Below are 19604 nucleotides of genomic sequence, written 5' to 3' on the forward strand. Positions count from 1 at the left end.
TCACGTCGATATCAGACGGCCGGAAAGGGCCTGGAGGCGGTGGCGGGCCAGTGCCAGGTTCGAGCGTTCCGGATCGAGCCTGACGTAAATGACGAGCGGGCCGTCGAACGGCGTTTCCAGCGGCTTCAGTAAATGGTGTCCGCCGTCCGTGGTCACGATCATGTCGTTGATCCGGACCGTGCCGCCGGGCACGGTGACGGCGAGCCCGTCGAGCGTCGCGCGCAGGGTCTCGCTCAGCCCCGCGGCCGACCTCTCCACGTCGGCATGGCGGCTCGCACCGCCGGCGGCCACCGCGGTTCCGCTGGTCTGATCGATGAGAATCGCGTCCAGGGCCCCGGGGATGGCCATTACCTCGGTGAGGCAGTCTTCGATTCCGAGCACGTGCTCTCCCTTGCCGACGACTTCGAACGTCGCCCGGTCAGCGTAGGGAAAAGCCTCGGAAACCACTCTCTCCGGCTGGGGCTTTGATGGGAGAAGGGGGAGGATTCACCACCCCGAGGGGAAGTTATGCACCCCGGGTGGAAATCAACCCTTTAGTCCTCGGCGATGAGTGCCTTTTCGTCCGGCTTGAAAATGAGAATGTTCTTCACATAGGAATTCACTGCGGCGGGCAGGCCGACATCGGTCCCGGCCTCCTCCGACATGTACCAGCGGTGGTCGAGCACCTCGTGGAAGAACTGCGCGGGCTCCAGCTTGCCCCGCATCTGGAGGGGGACGGCCAGCACCGTGGGCTGGAAGACCTCGGCGAGCCAGCGGTGGGCCACGATCGCCTCGTCCTCGTGGCGAAGGCCGTGTGACACGCGGAAGGAGTCGAGGTCGTTGAGGAGGCGTCTGGCCTGGTTCTCCTCCACGTCCAGGCCGGTGAGCCGCAACAGCCTGCGCTGGTGGTGCCCGGCGTCCACGACCTTGGGCCGGACGATGAGCCGCCCGGTGCCCGCCTTGCGGCGGACCATCATCTCCGCGACGTCGAACCCCAGGGAGTTCAGCCGGCGGATCCGCTGGTCGATCATGTGCCAGTCGACCTCCTCGATGATCTCGTCGGAGGTGAGCTCGCCCCACAGACGGTGGTAGCGGCGGCAGACCGAGTCGGCGACCTGCTCGGGGTCGATGGAGGAGTGCAGCAGCCCGCCCGCCTCCAGGTCGAGCATCTCGCCGAAGATGTTGGTGTGCGCCACCTCGATGTCGTACAGCCGCTGCCCCTCGCTGATCATGGGGTGCAGCTCGCCCGTCTCGGCGTCGACCAGATAGGCGGCGAAGGAGCCCGCGTCCCGGCGGAACAGGACGTTCGACAGCGAGCAGTCGCCCCAGTAGAAGCCGCTGAGGTGCAGTCGTACGAGCAGCACGGCGAGGGCGTCGAGCAGCCGGTTGAGCGTCTCCGGGCGGACCGTCCCCGACATGACCGCGCGGTAGGGCAGCGAGAACTGCAGGTGCTGGGTGATGAGCGCGGAGTCGAGCGGCTCGCCGTCCGCGCCGGTCCGCCCGGTGACCACGGCGACCGGCTCGACGGACGGGGTGTCCATCCGGCTCAGGTCCCACAGCAGGCGATACTCGCGCTTGGCGTAGTACTCGCTGATCTCCTTGATCGCGTACACCTTGCCCGACAGGCGGGCGAAGCGCACCACGTGCCGGGAGATGCCCCGGGGCAGGGAGACCAGGCGGTGCTCGGGCCACTGCTCCAGCGGGACGTCCCAGGGCAGGCGGATGAGGTCCGGATCGCTCGGCGCGCCGGTGAGCTGCAGGGGCATGGGGTCAGTCCTCGCGATGGGTGGTCCGGCGGTGTGCAGGACGGGCAGGTGGTCGCGCCGCGCTCAGTCCTCGCGGCGGGGAAAGGCGGGCGGGTCGAGGGCGCGCCGGACCACCGAGGCGAGCTGCTCCTCGGTGAGCACGCGGGGCTCGCCGACGCTCCTGGCCCGCACGTAGACCTCGCAGAGCCACTCCAGCAACCTGGTCGCCTCGAAGGCGCCGTCCAGGTCGTCGCCGATCGTGACCCCGCCGTGGTTGGCCATCAACGCGGCACGCCTGTCCTTGAGCGCGGCCCTGACGGAGGCGGCGAGCTCGGGGGTGCCGTAGGTGGCGTACTCGGCGACCCGCACGGTCCCGCCGAGCAGCAGGACGTTGTAGTGAATCGGCGGCAGCTCGCTCATGGTCGTGGCGACCACGGTGCCGAAGACGGAGTGGGTGTGCACGACGGCGCCGGCGCCGGTGGTCGCGTAGACCGCGAGGTGCATGGGGGTCTCCGACGACGGCCGCAGATCGCCCTCGACGAGGTGTCCCTCGATGTCGACGACCGGGCAGGCCTCGGGCTCCAGCCGGTCGAGGGAGACGCCGCCGGGTGTCACGGCGACCAGGTCGCCCACGCGGACGCTGAGATTTCCCGCGGTCCCGACGACCAGTCCGGTCGTGGCGGCCCGATGGCCGTACTCACACAGCAGGCGGCGCTGCTCGGCCAGCAACATGTCGTCAAAAGTAGGGGGTTGCGGTACCGGGCGGCAAACCTTCATTATCTGGTCTAGACCGGTTGCCGCCTGTCGGCGGTCGGCGAGTAGGGTTCCTCTACCTCTCCGGCGGTCGTGCGTCAACGGTTGGTAGAGGAATTTAGACCGCTATGTGCTGTTTCGTTGCCGGATAGCACTTCCCTGGCGTTTGGTTGCTACCGGATAGGTCGCGAGGACATCACGGCTCGGTCTAGACCGGATGCGGGCCCTTGACGGTGGGCTCCAGGGATACGTACCTTCGGGCAAACGTTTAGGAAACTTTCCTAATTGATCCCCCGTGCAGGAGGGTTACATGTCCACATCGGCCAGTACGCCCGGAGATATCACCCGGCGGCAGATGCTCCGCCGGATCGGCATGACCGCTCTGATCGCCGGCCCCGGCGCAGGGATGCTCACCGCCTGCGCCACCGGCGGCGGCCCGGCCCCCGCCGCCTCCGCGGCACCCTCCGCGAGCGGCGCGGTCTCCGCGGCGAACCCGTTCGGCGTCGCCGCCGACGCGCCGCTCGAGGTCGTCATCTTCAAGGGCGGCCTGGGCGACAGCTACGCCACCGAGGTCCACGAGCCGCTGTACAAGAAGGCGTTCCCGCAGGCCCAGATCAAGCACGTCGCCACCCAGCAGATCGCCCAGACCCTGCAGCCGAGGTTCGCCGGCGGCGACGTCCCCGACATGATCGCCAACTCCGGCACCGACCTGATGGACAACGGCGCCCTGCAGCAGGAGGGCCAGCTCCTGGAGCTCACCGAGCTGTGGGACGCCCCCTCCATCGACGACCCGAGCAAGAAGGTGCGCGACATGGTCGCGCCGGGCACCGTCGAGTCCGGCCTCATCGACGGCAAGCCCTACCTGATGAACTACGTCTTCTCCGCGTACGGCCTCTGGTACGACTCCGCGCTGTTCGAGAAGAACGGCTGGACCCCGCCCAAGACCTTCGACGAGTTCAAGACCTTCGCCGAGACGGCGAAGGCGGCGGGGATCACCCCCTTCGCGTACGCGGGCAAGAACGCCTCCTACTACATGTACTGGATGATCCTCATCTCCGCCGCGAAGATCGAGGGCAACCAGATCCTCATCGACGTCGACAACCTCGCCGACGGCGTCTGGCAGCGCGACGCGATGAAGCAGTCCGCCGCAGCCTGGGCCGAGATCGCCAAATACATGGACAAGTCCTTCGAGGGCCTCATCCACACCGAGGTGCAGCTCCGCCAGAACCAGGGCAAGATCGCGCTGTACCCGTCGGGCTCCTGGCTGGAGAACGAGCAGAAGGAACAGACCCCCGACACCTTCAAGTACGCGCTGACGCCCACCCCCAGCGTCACCGCCGCCGACAAGATGCCGTTCGAGGCCATCCGCGCCGCGGCCGGCGAGGCCTACATCGTCCCCGCCAAGGGCAAGAACCCCAAGGGCGGCCTGGAGTATCTGCGCATCATGCTCTCCAAGGAGGGTGCGCGCGGCTTCACCGAGAAGTCGGGCAACATCACCGTCGTGACCGGGGCCGCCGACGGCCTGGAACTGTCACCGGGCAACGCGAGCCTCAGCGCCGCGCAGACCGCCGCCGGCCAGAACATCGTCACCTTCAGCAGCTTCGAGAACTGGTACAAGGAGTTCGAGACCGAGCTGCGCAAGCAGACCAACGCGCTGATGTTCGGCCGCATCTCCGCCGACGAGTTCTGCGAGAAGGTGCAGAAGGCCGCCGACAAGACCAAGGCCGACTCGTCCATCACCAAGCAGGAACGGACGGTGTAGCTCCCGATGCGGCAGGGCAAGTATCCGTTCATCGTCGGCTTTCTCGCCGCGCCGGTCCTCCTCTACGTGGTCTTCGTGATCAGCCCGTACATCCAGGCTTTCCAGATCTCGATGACCAACTGGAAGGGCATCTCGGCGAACCCTCAGTTCATCGGCCTGGAGAACTTCACCAGGCTCTTCGAGGACGAGGTCTTCTGGGCCGCGGTGCGGCACCACGGTGTTCTGCTGCTTGTCATGCCGCTGGTCACGATCGTGATCGCCCTGTTCTTCGCCTTCCTGCTCAACCTGAGCGGCGGGCAGCGGGACGGGCGGATGACCGGGATCTGGGGTTCGAAGGTCTATCGGGTGATCTTCTTCCTGCCCCAGGTCCTGGCCGTCGCCATCGTCGGCGTGCTCTTCCAGGCGATCTACCGCCCGGACGGGACCGGCGTGATCAACGGCCTGCTCGGCAAGGTCGGCATCGAGCCGGTCGGCTGGCTCATCGACCCGGACATCGCCCTGATGTCGATCATCGCGGTGATGGTCTGGCAGGCCGTCGGTTTCTACGTGGTCCTGTTCTCGGCCGGCATGTCCTCCATCCCCAAGGACGTGTTCGAGGCCGCCGCGCTCGACGGCGCGGGCCGGTTCACCCTGTTCTTCAGGATCACGATCCCGCTGCTGTGGGACACCATGCAGGTCGCCTGGGTCTATCTCGGCATCGCCGCGTTCGACGCCTTCGCCCTGGTCCAGGTCCTCTCGGTCGACCGCGGCGGGCCCGACAACTCCACCACGGTGCTCCCGCTGGAGATCTGGCGTACGGCGTTCAACTTCTCCAAGTTCGGCTACGCCTCGGCGATGGGCGTGGCGCTGTTCTTCATGACCATCACGTTCGCCGCCCTCACCCTGCGCGTGACCCGGCGCGAGAGGATCGAGTTCTGATGGCTGCGCCTCCCACGGACACGGCTCACAAGCCCGACGCCACCCGCCCCGCCGCCCCCGCGCGCGCCGGGCGCCGGGTGAGAAACCCGCTCGGGATCTTCGGTGCGCTCTCCCACGTCGCGCTGCTGGTCTGGGCGATCCTGATCGTCGGCCCGATCCTCTGGACGTTCCTGTCCTCCTTCAAGACCAACACCGAGATCTTCGGGGACGCGATCACGCTCCCCGCCACGTTCGGCTGGGACGCCTGGGGGCGGGCCTGGGAGAAGGCCCACATCGGCCAGTACATGCTGAACACCGTCTTCGTGGTGGCGTGCAGCACGGCGGGCACCATGCTGCTCGGCTCGATGGCCGCGTACGTGCTGGCGCGCTACACCTTCCCCGGCAACAGGTTCATCTACTTCCTGTTCGTCTCGGGGATGACCTTCCCGGTCTTCCTCGCGCTGGTCCCGCTCTTCTTCGTGGTGAGAAACCTCGGCCTGATCGACACCCACTTCGGGCTGATCCTCGTCTACATCGCCTACTCGCTGCCGTTCACCGTCTTCTTCCTGTCGGCGTTCTTCAAGACGCTGCCCACCTCGGTGGCCGAGGCGGCGATGATGGACGGCTGCTCGCACACCCGGACGTTCTTCCAGATCATGGTGCCGATGGCGAGGCCGGGGCTGATCAGCATCACGATCTTCAACATCCTGGGCCAGTGGAACCAGTATCTTCTGCCGATCGTGCTGCTGTCGGGCAACGTCGAGGACAAGTGGCTGATCACCCAGGGCGTCGCCAACATCTCCACCAGCGCCGGGTACGAGGCCGACTGGCCGGGGCTGTTCGCCGCGCTGAGCATGGCCATCATCCCCGTCATGATCATTTACATCATCTTCCAGCGCCAGATCCAGTCGGGTCTGACCTCGGGCGCCGTCAAATGACCGGATCCGGTCAAATAAACGGTCTCGGCGAGTAATCCCGGGGGCGTCGTCGGGAGTCGTTCATATTCGGAACGACTCCTGTCCCCTTCTCCCGTGGAGAACCCGACACATGGCCCACCCCGACCAGGATTTCCCCTTCCCCTTCTTCGGCGCGGGGGAGGCGAGTTACTACATGTGGGCCGAGGTGCACGTACGCTTCGCCCGTCAGCCCAGCAGCTCCCAGCGCGCGGTCATCGTCGACACCGTCCCGGCGCCCCTGCGCGGGGCGATCGACTGGTGCGAGGGCCGCCAGCTCATGGTGGCGAGCGGCCTGCTCCTGCACGGCACGGTGGTCCGCACCTACCCGCTCGCCGACGGCGAGTCCGACCGCATCGGCGACGACGGCTGGCTGTACGCCGCCCCCTCCCGGATCGCCGCGTTCAACGCCGACATCGAGCGATGGCTGCTCCGCATCAACCGCGAGTGCCCGATCCTGGCCGCCTACCGCGCCGAGGACCCCGACAGCGGGGGCACCCGCCTGTCGGGCTGGCACGAGTGGAGCCTCGCCGGGCTGCCCGAACTGCTGCCCGAGCTGGAGCCTCTCCTCGACCAGGCCAGCCACGCGACCTCCATGGCCCAGGGCATCATGGCCATGGCCAGACGCGCCGGAAGCCTGCCCAGGCTTGGTGTCCTCGCCGGAGACATGATCTCCTGGGGGGATGAACCTGCTTGACGACTCCACGGTGGACGCTCGGCTGACCGGCCTGCCCGAGTGGCGGCGCGAGGGCGACGAGATCCGCCGCACGATCAACGCCACCGACTTCCCGACCGCGATCCGCATCGTGGACGAGATCGCGGTGGAGGCCGAGAAGCTCGACCACCACCCCGACATCGACATCCGCTGGCGCACCCTCCACCTGGCGCTCAGCACACACAGCGCGGGCGGCCTGACGGAACTCGACTTCACCCTGGCCGCCCGCATCGACGAGATCGCCTCGGCCAACGCCTGAACCGCTCCCGCGCCGATCACGTCTCGCGCTTCCCGGCGGCATGGCCGAGAGCGGTCAATACCAAGAGTGATCATATGATTACTCGATATGGTGGGCTCTGCTCTTCTCCGGCCGCTCAAGGAGATCGTGGATGCGCATCATGGGAGTTCTCGCCGCCGTGGCTCTGCTCTGCGCGGGCTGCGGTGATCAGGCCGCCGATCCGGCCGGGCGCGGCCCGGCCGTGGCGTCGGCCACCCCGGGCGCCCGCGAGATGCGTCTCGTCGGGGGCGGCACGTTCACCGATCCGGCGCCGCGCGCCTCCGCCATCGTCTACGACACCCGGCTGGTGCCGCCGGGAGCCTGGGCACAGGTCAACGTGGAGTCCGGGGCGGTGCTCGCCACCGCCACGGTCACCGTGAAGGGCATGCTCCCCGGGCGCACGTACGGGGCGCACCTGCACGTCAACCCGTGCGGCTTCAAACCGGAGGACGCCGGGCCGCACTACCAGCACTCCCACACCCACGCGAGCGCCGAGAACGAGGTCTGGCTCGACTTCACCACCGACGCCCAGGGCGTCGCCACCGGCACCGCCACCCAGGACTGGGCGCTCGTCCCCGGGCGGCTCCCCAGGTCGCTCGTGATCCACGCCGAGCCCACCCGCAGCACGGGTCCTGAGGCCGGCGCGGCCGGTCTTCGCGTCGCCTGCGTCACCCTCGTCGAGCGCTAAGCCCGGCACCGGATGGTCGGTGCCGGACCGCGCTCAGGCGTGGCCGGCGGGGATGGTGCCGAGGCGGCCCGCCTGGTAGTCCTCGAACGCCTTGGCCAGCTCCGCCTGGGTGTTCATCACGAACGGCCCGTAGTGCGCCACCGGCTCGCCGATCGGACGGCCGCCGAGCACGATGACCTCCAGGTTGGGGCTACGGCTCTCCTGCGTACCGGCGGCCGAGAGCGTGATGGACTCGCCGTCGGTGCCCAGCCCGGGCAGGTTGCCGAAGCCGTCGAAGACGGCCAGCTGACCCGACTCGATCGGCTGCCGGTCGCCGCCGACGGTGCCGCGTCCCGACAGGACGTACGCGAGCGCGTTGAAATCCTTGCGCCAGGGGAGCGTCAGCTGGGAACCGGGGCTGAGGGAGGCGTGCAGCAGGGTGATCGGCGTCCGGGTGGAGCCGGGGCCGGTGAACTCGCCGACCTCGCCCGCGATGAGGCGGACCAGCGCTCCGCCGTCGTGGCTGCTGAGAAGGACGACGTTGGTCCTGCCGATGTCCTGATACTTCGGCGCGACCATCTTCTCCTTGCCCGGCAGGTTGACCCAGAGCTGGATCCCGTGGAACAGGCCGCCCTTGGCGACCAGCCACTCCGGGGGAGCCTCCTTGTGCAGGATGCCACCGCCGGCCGTCATCCACTGCGTGTCGCCGTCGGAGATCGTGCCGCCGCCGCCGTGCGAGTCGGCGTGGTCCATCACGCCGTCGATCATGTAGGTGACGGTCTCGAAGCCCCGGTGCGGGTGCCAGGGGGTGCCCTTGGGCTCGCCCGGCGCGTAGTCGACCTCGCCCATCTGGTCCATCATGATGAACGGGTCGAGATACTGGGACTTGATCGTCGCGAGTGCCTTGCGGACCGGGAATCCCTCTCCCTCGAATCCGCTCGGCGCGGTGGTGACGGCCAGCACCTGGCGCTCGCGGGTCGCGTTCAACGGCTGCGGCAGGCGGGGCAGGGTCAACGGGTTCTCAACGGTCACGGCGGGCATCTTGGATTCCTTCCTGCGATGTTCGCCGGTGACAACTCGGTTGATGTTTCAACTATTCCTTGCCGGGTCGGCCAACGCGAAGCCGCCCCGGCTCAGCGAGATCAGTTCGGGGGTCGCGACCCGCTCGTCCAGCGCGCCGGCGGGGTCGCTGGTCAGCGCGGTCACGACATAGGTCCTCCCGTTGGCAGAGCGTGCCAGGTACGACAGGTCGAGGACCCCCGGCTCCGAACCGCCCTTGGCCCAGACCACCGGCCACTTCTTCCTGTCGAGCTTGATCCCGACGTCGTTGGCCGACATCACCGCGCTCACCTGCTTGCCTCCCAGCTTGAGGAGCCCGGCGTAGGCGCGGCAGACGTCACGGGGCGAGCCGAACCACTCCAGAGTGTCGATCTCCCTGGGCTTCTGCCAGAGCACGATGTCCGACAGCGACTGTCCGGCGACCGTGTCCTTGAGGTAGGCGCGCCTGCCCGCGGTGTCGAGTGCCAGGTAGGCGCGGGCCTGCGCCGGGTGGTTCACGCCCTTGAGCAGGAAGACCTCGCGCGTGGTGAGGAGGGGGATGTTCCGGGTGGCGTGGCTCGACCACTGCCGTACCTTCGCCTCCACCGCCTTGCGGCCGACCGTGTGGATCAGGATGTCGGTGGCGGTGTTGTCGCTGATCGAGATCATCAGCTTGGCGGCCTCCTTCACCGTGGTGGTGCCGCCGTCCGGACGGCCCGTCAGCCCGTCCTCGCCCAGGCTCTTCCACTCGGGCTTGATCGTGAGCTTGGTGTTCCAGCTCAGCTTGCCGTCGCGGACCTTCTCGGCCACGGCGCCCAGCACGTACAGCTTGAAGATCGAGCCCAACGGCCGGACCGTGTCCGGCGCCACGGCGTGCGCGACGTCGCACCTGCCCCGCGAGTCGATCTCGGCGGAGAGGAAGCCCACGCGCGGTGCGACCTCGCGGAGCCGGGCGTCGAGCTGCTTCCAGTTTTTGGGAGCGGCGGGTACGGAGGGCTCCGGAGGCGTCAGCCCGAGCAGGTTGATCTTCCCGTCGCCGTCCACACCGAGCTGCAGGACGAACGCCTGCTCGCCGATCGCCCCGGTCCCGGCCAGCGCGGACGGCGTCTCCCTGGTCAGCTTCTCCAGGCGGAACCCCTTCGACGCCTGCAGGAAGGCGTTGACGCCGTTGACCGTGAGCGACGAGAGGTAGCCGGAGTTGAGATGCACCCCGAGCTCGCTCTCCGAGAGCGGTGCCCGGTCGGGCGCGCCGAGGAACCAGCGCAACTGCCGGCCGGCGGGGCTGTCGGGGATCTCCGGCTCGGCGAGAACGCCTCCGGCCGTAACCGTTCCCGACGTGGTCGTCTCGGCCGTGACCGCTCCTGACGCGACCGTCCCCGCGGTGGTCACGGAGGTGGCCGCTCCCCCGGTGACCACCTCCGTGACCACCTCCGTGACCGCTGAGGCGGGGACGGCCAGTGGCAGGGCCGTCGCCGGAACGGCCGTGACGGCGACGGCGACGGCGAGCAGGCGCTTCGATCGGAACGGCAACCGCATGAGGTTCTCCTTCTGATGGTCTCCGGCGTTGCGGCCATCTCCCCGATGGCCCTCATCCGAAACTAGAAAGCGCTCCCGGCTCACGACACCCGGTGGTCCTCCGTCTCGCGGGTGCGGCGAACCGCACCGGATGTGCGGACAACCCCCTGGACGGCGGAGCCGGTGGCAGGTCACCCTACGTGCCATGACGTCCACGGCCTCCCACACCGTCCCGGCACCCGCGTCGTCGCCGGGTCCGTCGGCGTCCACCGCCCCGACTCGTGTCCTCGCCACGTCGATGGCCGCGGTGTCGGTGGCCGGGATCGTCGCGGGCGTCCTGCTGACGGGCGGCATGTCCGTGCCGTTCACCGAGTGGTTGTTCCTCGTGGCCTGCGCGGCCCTGCCGTCGGTCGGTCTGCTCATCGCGCTGAGGCGCCCCGACAACCCCTACGGCTGGCTGCTGCTCGCCGCCGCCTGCTGCCTCGGCCTCGGCCTTCTCGGGGTGGGCATCCTGACGACGTACGGGGACGGGAGCGGCCCTCTCGCCGTGGCCGCCGTGCTGCTGACCTCGGCGCTTCCCGTCTTCTACGGTCTGAGCTGGGTTTTCATCCCGCTGATCTTCCCCGACGGCAGGTTGCCCTCGTCGCGCTGGCGCCCGGTCGCCTGGATCGCCGCAGCGGCGATCTTCCTGCACTGGCTGGGCATCCTGCTGAGCCCGGACGAGGTCTACGCGCCCCTCGCGTACGGCAACCCGCTGGGGCTCGAAGGCATGGCAGGGCTGCTCGCCGCGCTGGTGGGCGGGTTCGGGCAGCTCGCGGCCTTCCTCGTGTCACTGTCGGTGCTGGTCTCCCTCGTCCTGCGCGCTCGGCGCGGACCCCGCGCCGAGCGCCGCCTTCTCCGCTGGATGGCCCTGGGGGTGGCGGCCGGTCTGAGCGGTTCCGTGCTGACGGTGATCCTCGGGCAGGTCGGGCGGGTCGGGCAGGGAAGCCACGCGCTGAGCTGGCTCGGCGTCGTGACGGCGATGGCGGCCCTGCCCGTGGTGATCACCACGGCTGTGTTCCGCCACAACCTGCTCGACATCCGGGTTGGCATCAGGGGCTCCAGAGTCTTCCTGATCTTCGATCTCAGGCCCACGGTGGACGAGCTCCTGACGGAGCTCGGGCCCGACCTGGAGGAGGTGGAGCCCGTGGAGCAGCTGGGAAGGCTGGCGGAGGCCGTACGGGCGGGCCTGGAGACGCGCTGGGCCGCCGTGACGCTCGCGGACGGCACGCGGGTGGTGGCGGGCAGGGAGGAGGGCGAGGCCGTGCTCACCGTCCCGGCGGGGCTGGGGCAGATCGCCTGCGGGCCCAAGGTCGTGGGGCGCCTCAACGCCGAGGACCGCAGGCTGCTCGGCTCGCTCGCGGTGCCGATCGGGCTGGCGATCCAGAGCGCGGGCCTGGCGGCACGCCTGGTCAACGCCCAGGAGGCCGAGCGGCGGCGGATCGAGCGCAACATCCACGACGGGGCACAGCAGCAGCTCGTCGCGCTGATCGCGGGGCTGGAGCTGGCCCGCGCCACCGGCGGCGGCCCCGACAGCTTGACGCTCCTGCGCGAGCAGGCTCGCCAGACCCTCGCCGACCTGCGGGAGCTGGCGGCGGGCATCCACCCGTCCGTGCTCAGCCAGGGCGGTCTGGCCGAGGCGGTCGAGGAACGCTGTTCGCGGCTGCCGGTGGCCACGACCGTGACGGTCGATCCCGCGCTTCGCTCGCGGCGCTTTCCCGACGAGATCGAGGGAGCCGTGTACTTCACGGTCAGCGAGGCCATCGCCAACGCGCTCAAGCACGCCGGCGCCTCCAGGATCGAGGCGCGGCTGGCCTGGTCGGGTGGGCGCCTGCGGGTCGCGGTCTCCGACGACGGCAGGGGTTTCGAGCGGGACGGGTCCGGCCACGGGGGCCTGGGCGCGCTCGCCGACCGGATGGCCGCGCTCGGCGGCGGCCTCGACGTCTCCTCGACGCCCGGCGAGGGCACCCTGGTCAGCGCCTGGGTTCCCGTCCCGGACTGAGGCGCGGAACGGGGGGCAGGGGCGACGCGTTCGGCCCGTGCGTCGGGCTGGGGTGACGGGCTGGGGTGGCAGGCCGGACGGACAGCCGGACCGGTGCGCCGGAGGGAGAGGGGCGGAACAGGCCGGGAGGCCGGGTCAGCCGAAGACCGCGGGCGGGGGGACGGGGATGACCACGGCGTCGCCGTCGTGCAGGGGCCGGGCTCCGGCGATGAAGTTGACGATGTCGTCGCCGTACACGCAGCGGGCCTGGGTGAGGCCGCCCGCGGCCCTGCGGGTGAGACCCGAGACGGGCAGGGGCAGGCGGGAGGCGGCGACGATGAGGTTGCCGAAGCGCCGTCCCCGCATGACGCCGGGTTCGGCGAGCAGTACGACCTGGGGGAAGGTGCCGCGGACGGTGGCGAGCACCCGGCGGACGAAGGCGAGTCCCTTGCCGTCCGCGACGTTGATCAGCACGGTGCCGTCCGTGCGCAGGACGCGGGCGACGTCGCCCATGTACTCGGAGGTGGCGAGCTCGATCGGCATCGTGGCGCCGCTGAAGGCGTCCAGCACGAGCAGGTCGGCGGAGGCGTCGCCGAGTCCGGCGGTGGCGGTGCGGCCGTCGAGGATCCTGACCTTGAGCCGGGGCACCGACTTCAGCCGGAGCTGGTCCCTGACGAGCTGGACGAGCCCTTCGTCCGGCTCGGCGACGATCTGCCGGGACCCCGGGCGGGTCGCCGCGACGTAGCGGGGCAGGGTGCAGGCGCAGCCGCCCACGTGCACGGCGTCCAGCGGACCCTCGCGGAGGAGGTCGACGACGTCGGCCATCAGCCGGACGTACTCGAAGTCGAGGTAGGTGGCGTCGTCGAGGTCGACGTACGACTGCGGCACACCGTCCTTGGAGACCACCCAGCCGGAGGGCCGGTCGAGGTCCTGCAGGAGATCGACCTCGCCGAAGGTCACCGGATACCGTCCCGGCATCGGCTCCCGCGCTTCCCGCCTGCCCATCGGTGCGGTCCTCTTTTCCCTGATGCGAATCCGTGGGTTCCTGATGCGAACCCGAGGGGAAACCATATGCGCAGTGGCGACCGGTCGGCGTCCGGGTGGGGCGGATCACCGTCTGCACGGTCCGGCGTGCGGCGCCTTGTTCTGGCCGAGGCTCTCGCCGAGTCGACGCCGTGTAGGACGGATCACAACCTACGAACGCGTAACTTACGCTACCGTAGGTTCATGGCCACGTCCCTCACGGAAACGCTCACAGAGTCCGTCAAGCCGCGCCTGCGCGGCTGGTTGCACGCCGGGACGCTGCCCGTGGCGCTCGTCGCGGGCTTCGTCCTCGTCGCGCTGGGCCCCACCCTGGAGGCGAGGCTCGCCGCCGTCGTCTACGCGATCACCTCCGGCCTGCTCTTCGGCATCTCGGCCACCTATCACCGGGGGAAGCTCTCCCCGGGCCTGGAGGAGGTGCTGCGGCGCCTCGACCACGCCAACATCTACCTGATCATCGCGGGCACCTACACCCCGTTCGCGCTGCTCGCCCTGGACGGTGTGGCGGGCGCGGTGGTGCTCGGCGTGATCTGGACCGGCGCGATCGCCGGGGTCCTCTTCCGGGTGCTGTGGACCGGCGCTCCCCGGTGGCTCTCGACCGCGCTCTACATCGGCCTCGGCTGGACGGCCGTCTTCGTGCTGCCCCAGCTCGTGGAGGGTGCGGGGACGGTCGCGGTGGCCCTGCTCTTTCTGGGCGGGGTGCTCTACACGGCGGGCGGGATCGTGTACGGCATGCGCAGGCCCGACCCCTCTCCCGGCTGGTTCGGCTTCCACGAGGTCTTCCACGCCTTCACCGTCGCCGCCTACCTGGCGCAGTACGTGGCGGTCTCGCTGGTGGTCTACGCGGCGACGTGATCCTTCCCACTGCCTTGTCGCACGACAGGCCGATTTGACCGGCTGATGGTCTCGGCGGGGGCGGGCTCGGGGAAGGAGAACGGTCATGCGGGAAGGCCGGGCCGCGCGGTCCGATATTCACGCCCAGACCACGCGTATGCAAGAAAATCTTCACAAGAACCGGCCTTGACGCGTAATGTCTCCGTGTAGATGTGCGAACAGCGGGGGATCATCTTCTCGGATCACCGTGGAGGGGACATGGACGTTCATGGCCGTCTCGCCCGTCACCTGCTCGTCGACGGCTATCGGCTCGTACTGGACCTGGAACGGAGCCGGGGGTCCCGGCTCGTCGACGCCGGCTCCGGCCGGAGCTACCTCGACTTCTACTCCTTCTTCGCCTCGGCCCCGCTCGGGGTGAACCCGTTCGACGACGATCCGGAGTTTCTGGCTCTGCTCGGCAGGGTCGCCGCGAACAAGCCCGCCAACTCCGACCTCTACACCGCCCACCTCGCCGACTTCGCCGAGACGTTCGCCCGGGTGCTCGGTGATCCCGAACTGCCGCACCTGTTCTTCGTGGAAGGCGGCGCCCTCGCCGTGGAGAACGCGCTCAAGTGCGCCTTCGACTGGAAGAGCCGCCTCAACAGTTCGCGGGGACACTCGCCGGAACTCGGCACCAAGGTCCTCCACCTCACCCGGGCCTTCCACGGGCGCAGCGGCTACACCCTCTCGCTGACGAACACCGACCCGATCAAGACCGACCGCTTCCCGAAGTTCGACTGGCCCAGGATCGAGGTGCCCGCGATCCACCTCGGCGACGTCGAGGCGGCCGAGGAACGGTCCCTGGCCGCGGCGCGGGCGGCCTTCGAACGCCACCCCCACGACATCGCCTGCTTCATCGCCGAGCCCATCCAGGGAGAGGGCGGCGACAACCACATGCGGGCGGAGTTCCTGCTCGCCATGGAACGGCTCTGCCACGAGCACGACGCCCTCTTCGTCCTGGACGAGGTGCAGACCGGCGCGGGGACCACCGGGACCCCCTGGGCGTACCAGCAGCTGGGCCTGCGTCCCGACGTCGTGGCCTTCGCCAAGAAGGTCCAGGTGGGCGGGATCATGGCGGGTCGCAGGGTCGACACGGTGCCGGGCAACGTGTTCCAGGTCAGCGGCAGGATCAACTCCACCTGGGGCGGTGGGCTGGTCGACATGGTCCGCTCCCGCCGGATACTGGAGATCGTGGAGCGTGACGGCCTGATCCCGCGTGCGGGAAGGCTCGGCGCCGAGCTCCTCGCGGGGTTGCTGGAGATCCAGGAGCGCTTCCCCGACCTGGCGGAGAACGCGCGTGGACGCGGCCTGATGTGCGCCTTCGACCTGCCGGACGCCGTGGAACGCGATCTCCTGGTGGCCCGCCTGCGGGAGGAGGAGGGCGTGCTCGTCCTGCCCTGCGGAGAGCGGTCGGTACGGTTGCGTCCGGCGCTCTCGATCACCTCGGCGGAGCTGGGGGAGGGCACGTCCGCCATCGCCCGGGCCCTGGAGGCGTCCCGCTGCCTGCGGCTCACCGCCTAGCACGGACCTGACGGTCCCGGGCCGGCGGGCGCTAGTGGCGCTGCGGCTCCTCGTGCGCGGCCCGTTCCAGCCACAGGTCGATCGCGGTGACCCGCGAGTCGACGCCGAGCTTGGCGTATATCCGGTTCACGTGGTTCTTCACGGTCTTCTCGCTCAGGAACAGGTGCTGAGCGATCTGCCCGTTGGAGCGCCCCATCGCGATCAATTCCATGACCTCGGTCTCACGCCTGCTCAGATCCGTAACGGCTCTGGGCTCCGCGTCGAACGGGGCATCGTCGACTCTCATCCGGCCTCCGTGGCTGAAACACGGTCAGGTCGCCGAAACCCCCGGTCCTAACGGCGTTGCGATAGCAGCGAGCATAACCTGCAATATCCACTTTTGGTGGGTAATAGTGCCGGAAATGCGGAACGGCCGGTCCTTAAGGACCGGCCGTTCCAGTGGGGTGAGCGAGGGGACTTGAACCCCCGACATCTAGGACCACAACCTAGCGCTCTGCCAACTGAGCTACGCCCACCATCGCCGCCGCAGCAGCACATGAAAAGTGTAGCGGTCTTTGGGAGTCGTTTCGTACCGGGTTTCTCGTGAAACGTTCAAGGCCTGCGCGTGGACACGCTCTCGGCCAACTCCCTCGCGGTGGCGGAATCGGGGCCAGGCTGGGACACGAAGACCGCCGCGCGGTAGTAACGCAGCTCCCGGATGCTCTCGACGATGTCGGCGAGCGCCCGGTGGCCGCCCTGCTTCTCCGGCGAGGCGAAGTAGACACGGGGGTACCAGCGGCGGGCCAGCTCCTTCACCGAGGAGACGTCGATCATCCGGTAGTGCAGGAACCCGTCCACGGCGGGCATGTCGCGGGCGAGGAAGGAACGGTCCGTGGAGATGGAGTTACCGCACAGCGGGGCCTTCTTCGGCTCCCGGATGTGGCCCCTGATGTATTCGAGCACCATGGACTCGGCCTCGGCCAGCGTGACGCCGCCCTCCAGCGCCTCCAGCAGGCCGGAGGCGGTGTGCATCTCCCGCACCACCTCCGACATCTGCTCAAGGGACTCGGGCGGGGGTTTGATGACCACGTCCACCCCCTCGTCAAGCTGGTTCAGCTCGCCGTCGGTGACCACGCAGGCCACCTCGACAAGCGCGTCACGGCCAAGGTCGAGCCCGGTCATCTCACAGTCGATCCAGACCAGCAGGTCACTCATAGCCCTCAGGGTAGTACTCACTTCAGGGCAGCTTGAATGACTTGATCACCTTGTCTACTGCAGATATGTCTAGATTGTCCGGTATGGAGACGTAGGCCAGCGCCGGACGGGTGTTCTCGCCACGGTCAACGATCAAGAACGCGGCCCGCTCCCGCTTCCACTTCCAGCCGTTGACCTCGGACTGCTCGGAGAAGTCCAGGTCGAAGACGAGCAGCCAGGCGTCCTTGCCGCTCACCTTGACGGCCTTGTCCTCGACGATGTTCCGCTTGTGCGGAGGGCTGTAGAAGGCGGGCTCCACGACCTGCAGCAGGGTCGCGGCGGCCGAACGCAGGCTGCCGACGCCCTGGTAGCCGTACTGGTCGGGAAGCTCGCCGGTGAGCACGTTGCCGAGCCAGTCGCCGCCCCTGCCGTCGAAGTTCTCCTGGGCGACGGCGATGGCCGCGCTGTTCCAGACGAACCCGAGCCCGCCGCCGACGGTGGGAGGCACCTCCCAGGGCCCCTCGGGCATCTCGAACGACAGGCCGGTCACCGGGTCCGTGACGCGCCCGTCCACCGCCTGGGGCGGCGCGCTTCCCGAGGGCGCGGGCGTCGCCTCGGGAGTCGGCTCGGTGGGCTCCAGGCTCGCCGTGGGGGGTGGTGTCCGGGGCGCGGGAGACCTGCCCGCGGTGTTCGTGCCGTCTGGGTTCATCAGGTACATCGCGGCGACCACGATCACGATCACGAGGATCAGCGCGCCTCCGCCTCCCAGGATCCACGGGAGAGGGCTGCTCTTGCGCGGCGGAGGCCCGGACGGGTAGCCGCCGTGCGGCGGCATGGGCATCTGCGCCGTGTCGCCGTTCGGCGGCCCGCCGCCCCACAGTGGCTGTCCCGTGCCCGCCGCCCCGGGGCCGGCCTGCTGGGTCCACTGGCCGGTGGGACCACCCCCGTGCGCCCCTTCCCGCGCGGGAGGCGGGCCCGCCTGCCGGGAGTCGGGTCCCGCCGGGTGCTGCTGGAGGGAGGGGCCGGTCCGCGGCCCCTCCGCCGTGCCCTGTCCGGCGGGAGCGTCCGCCTGGTGGGTGGCGTCGGTCCACTGGTTGCCGTCCCACCACCGCAACAACGGTGAGCCGTAGGGATCGGGGTACCAGCCGGAGGGGGTCTGCGTGGTCATGGCCGCCAGAGTAGTAAGAACGGCTTTGTGCCGCATTGTGGACCTTGGTGATCAATCATGAACATTTGTAGGCGAAGGTAGCCTTGTCCTGGATCTTCTTCCCCTCGGGTACCGGGGAGAGCAGCAACAGGGTGGCGGTTCCCTTGAAACTTCCCTCACCCTTGACCGTCCACTCCAGGCTCACCTCGTGCGAGGTCGTCCCGGACGGGATCTGGTCGGTCTGCGCGATCGGCTTCTTACGATCGCTCCGCTTCCACTGGTAGCGCACCTCGCCGCCCGCGCCGTTGGTGGACAGCACGCCGGTGATCTTTACCGTGGTGTCGCACCCCTGCGTCTTCTTCGGGGCGCTGACGTCCACCTTCGTCACCTCCAAAGGCGTCGCCGAACCCCGGAACAGCCAGAGTGCCAGCGCGCCCACGACCATCAGCGCGAGGATCACCGAGGCGAGGATCGTACGGCCGCGCCTGCGACGCGCACGGGGGGCCGCACCCGCGTCGAGCCTGCCGGAGGGCGGTTCGGTCTGCTGCTGGTCCCTTCCGGCCCGCCAGAGCTGGGCTGCCGTGGTCTCGGAGGGCACCCCGGGACCGAACCTCATGACCACCTCCTCGGCCCCCCGCCGGTCGCCCCCGGGGGCCCACTCGCCGGTCTCCCGGGCGCGCGGCTCATCGGCCCTCGGGACGTGCAGCAGGGTCGCGATCTCCCCCTCGTCCGGGGCCGGTCGTACGGGGGCCGCGGGGCCGCCCGGAGCGGGTGCCTCGTGCGCCGGCCACAGGTGCAGGGTCTCCACGAGCCTGTCACGGGTGGTGAACCCGGACGGCAGCACGTCGCGCCCGGCGAGCAGCGCGTCCCGCGCGGGGGCGAGCCCCCTGGTGGAGGCCGTGGCCGCCGCCCTCTCCAGCAGGGCCGCGGCACCGCGATCGGCCGAGGCCCAGGTCGCGGCGAGCCCTCGGGCGAGCGACGCCCAGGCCGCCACGTCACGTTCCGGTGCGGAGGGGCGGCCGAGAAGGGCGTCGGCCAGCCCTCGCCCGGTGAGCAGCGCCGACCCGTCCGAGGCGATCACCACGGTGCCCGGGTGAACCTGTCCGTGGGCGAGCCCGGCGGCGTGCACGGCCAGCAGCGTCTGCGCGGTCTCCACCAGGACGGTGGCCGCGCTGCCCGCGTCGGGCCGGGACGATCCGGGCGAGAAGGCCGGCCCGGCAGAGAGCAGGTCGCCCACCGTCGGATCGACCGGTTTCGAGGTGATCAGCCAGACCTCGTCCCTCGCCGTGATGAGGTCGGCGACCGGGACCAGCCCGGTCACGCCGCCTCGCGCGAGCCCGCGATCGGCGAGCACGGCCGCGACCAGCCGCTCGCGCGCCGCGGGATCGGCGACCAGCCGCGGGTCGAATCTGAGCGCGCCGGCCGGTCGTCCGTCGGGCGCGACGGCCGACGACCAGACTCCCAGGTCGTCCGCCCGGGTACGGCCGGTCAGCCGGAACCCGGCGATGTCTCCGCGATCGGTGCTCAT

The 19604-nt window shown here is 69.6% G+C and carries 19 protein-coding genes and 1 tRNA gene; 9 read left to right on the forward strand and 11 right to left on the reverse strand.

Annotation, left to right across the window (positions count from 1 at the left end; all coding sequences use genetic code 11):
• The 3 genes from ACFY3V_RS09705 to ACFY3V_RS09715 form a co-directional block, all read right to left on the reverse strand.
• Positions 1-447 carry a roadblock/LC7 domain-containing protein gene (locus tag ACFY3V_RS09705; RefSeq protein ID WP_362899724.1) on the reverse strand — a complete coding sequence of 149 codons (447 nt, stop codon included), beginning with the start codon at positions 445-447 and terminating at the stop codon, positions 1-3.
• 86 nt (positions 448-533) lie between these two features.
• On the reverse strand, positions 534-1745 hold the full coding sequence (locus ACFY3V_RS09710) for a DUF4032 domain-containing protein (protein WP_350945232.1): 1212 nt from the start codon (positions 1743-1745) through the stop codon (positions 534-536).
• Between the two features lie 63 nt (positions 1746-1808).
• On the reverse strand, positions 1809-2456 hold the full coding sequence (locus ACFY3V_RS09715) for a class II aldolase/adducin family protein (RefSeq protein WP_350945233.1): 648 nt from the start codon (positions 2454-2456) through the stop codon (positions 1809-1811).
• A 331-nt stretch (positions 2457-2787) separates the two neighbouring features.
• On the opposite strand from ACFY3V_RS09715, the gene ngcE reads away from it, so the two are divergent.
• The 6 genes from ngcE (at position 2788) to ACFY3V_RS09745 (ending at position 7769) form a co-directional block, all read left to right on the forward strand.
• The gene (gene ngcE, locus ACFY3V_RS09720; protein WP_350945234.1) at positions 2788-4239 is read left to right on the forward strand and encodes an N-acetylglucosamine/diacetylchitobiose ABC transporter substrate-binding protein; all 1452 of its coding nucleotides are present in this window, start codon (positions 2788-2790) and stop codon (positions 4237-4239) included.
• Between the two features lie 6 nt (positions 4240-4245).
• On the forward strand, positions 4246-5157 hold the full coding sequence (locus ACFY3V_RS09725) for a sugar ABC transporter permease (RefSeq protein ID WP_350945235.1): 912 nt from the start codon (positions 4246-4248) through the stop codon (positions 5155-5157).
• The gene (locus ACFY3V_RS09730) at positions 5157-6074 is read left to right on the forward strand and encodes a carbohydrate ABC transporter permease (RefSeq protein ID WP_389771824.1); all 918 of its coding nucleotides are present in this window, start codon (positions 5157-5159) and stop codon (positions 6072-6074) included. Before ACFY3V_RS09725 ends, ACFY3V_RS09730 begins: the two co-directional genes overlap by 1 nt.
• A 109-nt stretch (positions 6075-6183) precedes the next feature.
• Entirely contained in the window at positions 6184-6786 is a 603-nt protein-coding gene (locus ACFY3V_RS09735; RefSeq protein WP_389771827.1) for a hypothetical protein, read from the forward strand.
• A complete protein-coding gene (locus ACFY3V_RS09740) occupies positions 6773-7063 on the forward strand; it encodes a 4a-hydroxytetrahydrobiopterin dehydratase (RefSeq protein ID WP_350945238.1) in 291 nt (96 codons plus the stop codon). The genes ACFY3V_RS09735 and ACFY3V_RS09740 overlap by 14 nt, the downstream gene beginning before the upstream one ends.
• A gap of 130 nt (positions 7064-7193) precedes the next feature.
• Positions 7194-7769 (forward strand): superoxide dismutase family protein, encoded by a 576-nt coding sequence (locus tag ACFY3V_RS09745; RefSeq protein ID WP_350945239.1) that lies wholly within the window; start codon positions 7194-7196, stop codon positions 7767-7769.
• Between the two features lie 33 nt (positions 7770-7802).
• On the opposite strand, the gene ACFY3V_RS09750 is transcribed toward ACFY3V_RS09745, so the two are convergent.
• Positions 7803-8789, reverse strand: coding sequence for a pirin family protein (locus tag ACFY3V_RS09750; RefSeq protein WP_350945240.1), 987 nt, complete (start codon positions 8787-8789; stop codon positions 7803-7805).
• Positions 8790-8837: 48 nt separating this feature from the next.
• Entirely contained in the window at positions 8838-10322 is a 1485-nt protein-coding gene (locus tag ACFY3V_RS09755) for a serine hydrolase (RefSeq protein ID WP_389771832.1), read from the reverse strand.
• A 184-nt stretch (positions 10323-10506) separates the two neighbouring features.
• Between ACFY3V_RS09755 and ACFY3V_RS09760 the strand changes: the two genes are divergently transcribed.
• The gene (locus ACFY3V_RS09760) at positions 10507-12342 is read left to right on the forward strand and encodes a sensor histidine kinase (protein WP_389771835.1); all 1836 of its coding nucleotides are present in this window, start codon (positions 10507-10509) and stop codon (positions 12340-12342) included.
• 135 nt (positions 12343-12477) lie between these two features.
• Here ACFY3V_RS09760 and ACFY3V_RS09765 read toward each other — a convergent pair whose 3' ends face one another.
• Entirely contained in the window at positions 12478-13326 is an 849-nt protein-coding gene (locus ACFY3V_RS09765) for a fused MFS/spermidine synthase (RefSeq protein WP_350945243.1), read from the reverse strand.
• Positions 13327-13548: 222 nt separating this feature from the next.
• Here ACFY3V_RS09765 and ACFY3V_RS09770 point away from each other — a divergent pair, with 222 nt between their 5' ends.
• Positions 13549-14217, forward strand: a complete 669-nt coding sequence (locus ACFY3V_RS09770) for a hemolysin III family protein (RefSeq protein ID WP_350945244.1) — start codon at positions 13549-13551, stop codon at positions 14215-14217.
• A gap of 237 nt (positions 14218-14454) precedes the next feature.
• The gene (gene lat, locus ACFY3V_RS09775; protein WP_362926171.1) at positions 14455-15756 is read left to right on the forward strand and encodes an L-lysine 6-transaminase; all 1302 of its coding nucleotides are present in this window, start codon (positions 14455-14457) and stop codon (positions 15754-15756) included.
• Between the two features lie 31 nt (positions 15757-15787).
• Here lat and ACFY3V_RS09780 read toward each other — a convergent pair whose 3' ends face one another.
• The 5 genes from ACFY3V_RS09780 to ACFY3V_RS09800 all read right to left on the reverse strand — a co-directional run bounded on the left by ACFY3V_RS09780 (position 15788) and on the right by ACFY3V_RS09800 (position 19604).
• Entirely contained in the window at positions 15788-16042 is a 255-nt protein-coding gene (locus ACFY3V_RS09780) for a LuxR C-terminal-related transcriptional regulator (RefSeq protein ID WP_350945246.1), read from the reverse strand.
• A gap of 153 nt (positions 16043-16195) precedes the next feature.
• Positions 16196-16271: transfer RNA gene (locus ACFY3V_RS09785), tRNA-His, on the reverse strand.
• A gap of 76 nt (positions 16272-16347) precedes the next feature.
• Positions 16348-16950 carry an oligoribonuclease gene (orn, locus tag ACFY3V_RS09790; RefSeq protein WP_350945247.1) on the reverse strand — a complete coding sequence of 201 codons (603 nt, stop codon included), beginning with the start codon at positions 16948-16950 and terminating at the stop codon, positions 16348-16350.
• Positions 16951-16972: 22 nt separating this feature from the next.
• A complete protein-coding gene (locus ACFY3V_RS09795) occupies positions 16973-18097 on the reverse strand; it encodes a DUF2510 domain-containing protein (RefSeq protein ID WP_350945248.1) in 1125 nt (374 codons plus the stop codon).
• Between the two features lie 55 nt (positions 18098-18152).
• Positions 18153-19604: a hypothetical protein gene (locus tag ACFY3V_RS09800; protein WP_389771843.1), complete on the reverse strand. Its 1452-nt coding sequence runs from the start codon at positions 19602-19604 to the stop codon at positions 18153-18155.

The sequence above is a fragment of the Streptosporangium sp. NPDC000095 genome (assembly GCF_042899335.1).
Lineage (GTDB): Bacteria > Actinomycetota > Actinomycetes > Streptosporangiales > Streptosporangiaceae > Streptosporangium.

Coding starts and splice junctions, on each gene's coding strand:
- ACFY3V_RS09765 (WP_350945243.1), bottom strand. CDS start 13,326: ATGGGCAGGCGGGAAGCGCGGGAGCCGATGCCGGGACGGTATCCGGTG.
- ACFY3V_RS09770 (WP_350945244.1), top strand. CDS start 13,549: ATGGCCACGTCCCTCACGGAAACGCTCACAGAGTCCGTCAAGCCGCGC.
- ACFY3V_RS09740 (WP_350945238.1), top strand. CDS start 6,773: ATGAACCTGCTTGACGACTCCACGGTGGACGCTCGGCTGACCGGCCTG.
- ACFY3V_RS09760 (WP_389771835.1), top strand. CDS start 10,507: ATGACGTCCACGGCCTCCCACACCGTCCCGGCACCCGCGTCGTCGCCG.
- orn (WP_350945247.1), bottom strand. CDS start 16,950: ATGAGTGACCTGCTGGTCTGGATCGACTGTGAGATGACCGGGCTCGAC.
- ACFY3V_RS09735 (WP_389771827.1), top strand. CDS start 6,184: ATGGCCCACCCCGACCAGGATTTCCCCTTCCCCTTCTTCGGCGCGGGG.
- ACFY3V_RS09795 (WP_350945248.1), bottom strand. CDS start 18,097: ATGACCACGCAGACCCCCTCCGGCTGGTACCCCGATCCCTACGGCTCA.
- ACFY3V_RS09715 (WP_350945233.1), bottom strand. CDS start 2,456: ATGTTGCTGGCCGAGCAGCGCCGCCTGCTGTGTGAGTACGGCCATCGG.
- ACFY3V_RS09780 (WP_350945246.1), bottom strand. CDS start 16,042: ATGAGAGTCGACGATGCCCCGTTCGACGCGGAGCCCAGAGCCGTTACG.
- ACFY3V_RS09745 (WP_350945239.1), top strand. CDS start 7,194: ATGCGCATCATGGGAGTTCTCGCCGCCGTGGCTCTGCTCTGCGCGGGC.
- ACFY3V_RS09730 (WP_389771824.1), top strand. CDS start 5,157: ATGGCTGCGCCTCCCACGGACACGGCTCACAAGCCCGACGCCACCCGC.
- ACFY3V_RS09800 (WP_389771843.1), bottom strand. CDS start 19,604: ATGAGCACCGATCGCGGAGACATCGCCGGGTTCCGGCTGACCGGCCGT.
- ACFY3V_RS09725 (WP_350945235.1), top strand. CDS start 4,246: ATGCGGCAGGGCAAGTATCCGTTCATCGTCGGCTTTCTCGCCGCGCCG.
- ACFY3V_RS09755 (WP_389771832.1), bottom strand. CDS start 10,322: ATGCGGTTGCCGTTCCGATCGAAGCGCCTGCTCGCCGTCGCCGTCGCC.
- ACFY3V_RS09750 (WP_350945240.1), bottom strand. CDS start 8,789: ATGCCCGCCGTGACCGTTGAGAACCCGTTGACCCTGCCCCGCCTGCCG.
- ACFY3V_RS09710 (WP_350945232.1), bottom strand. CDS start 1,745: ATGCCCCTGCAGCTCACCGGCGCGCCGAGCGATCCGGACCTCATCCGC.
- ngcE (WP_350945234.1), top strand. CDS start 2,788: ATGTCCACATCGGCCAGTACGCCCGGAGATATCACCCGGCGGCAGATG.
- lat (WP_362926171.1), top strand. CDS start 14,455: ATGGACGTTCATGGCCGTCTCGCCCGTCACCTGCTCGTCGACGGCTAT.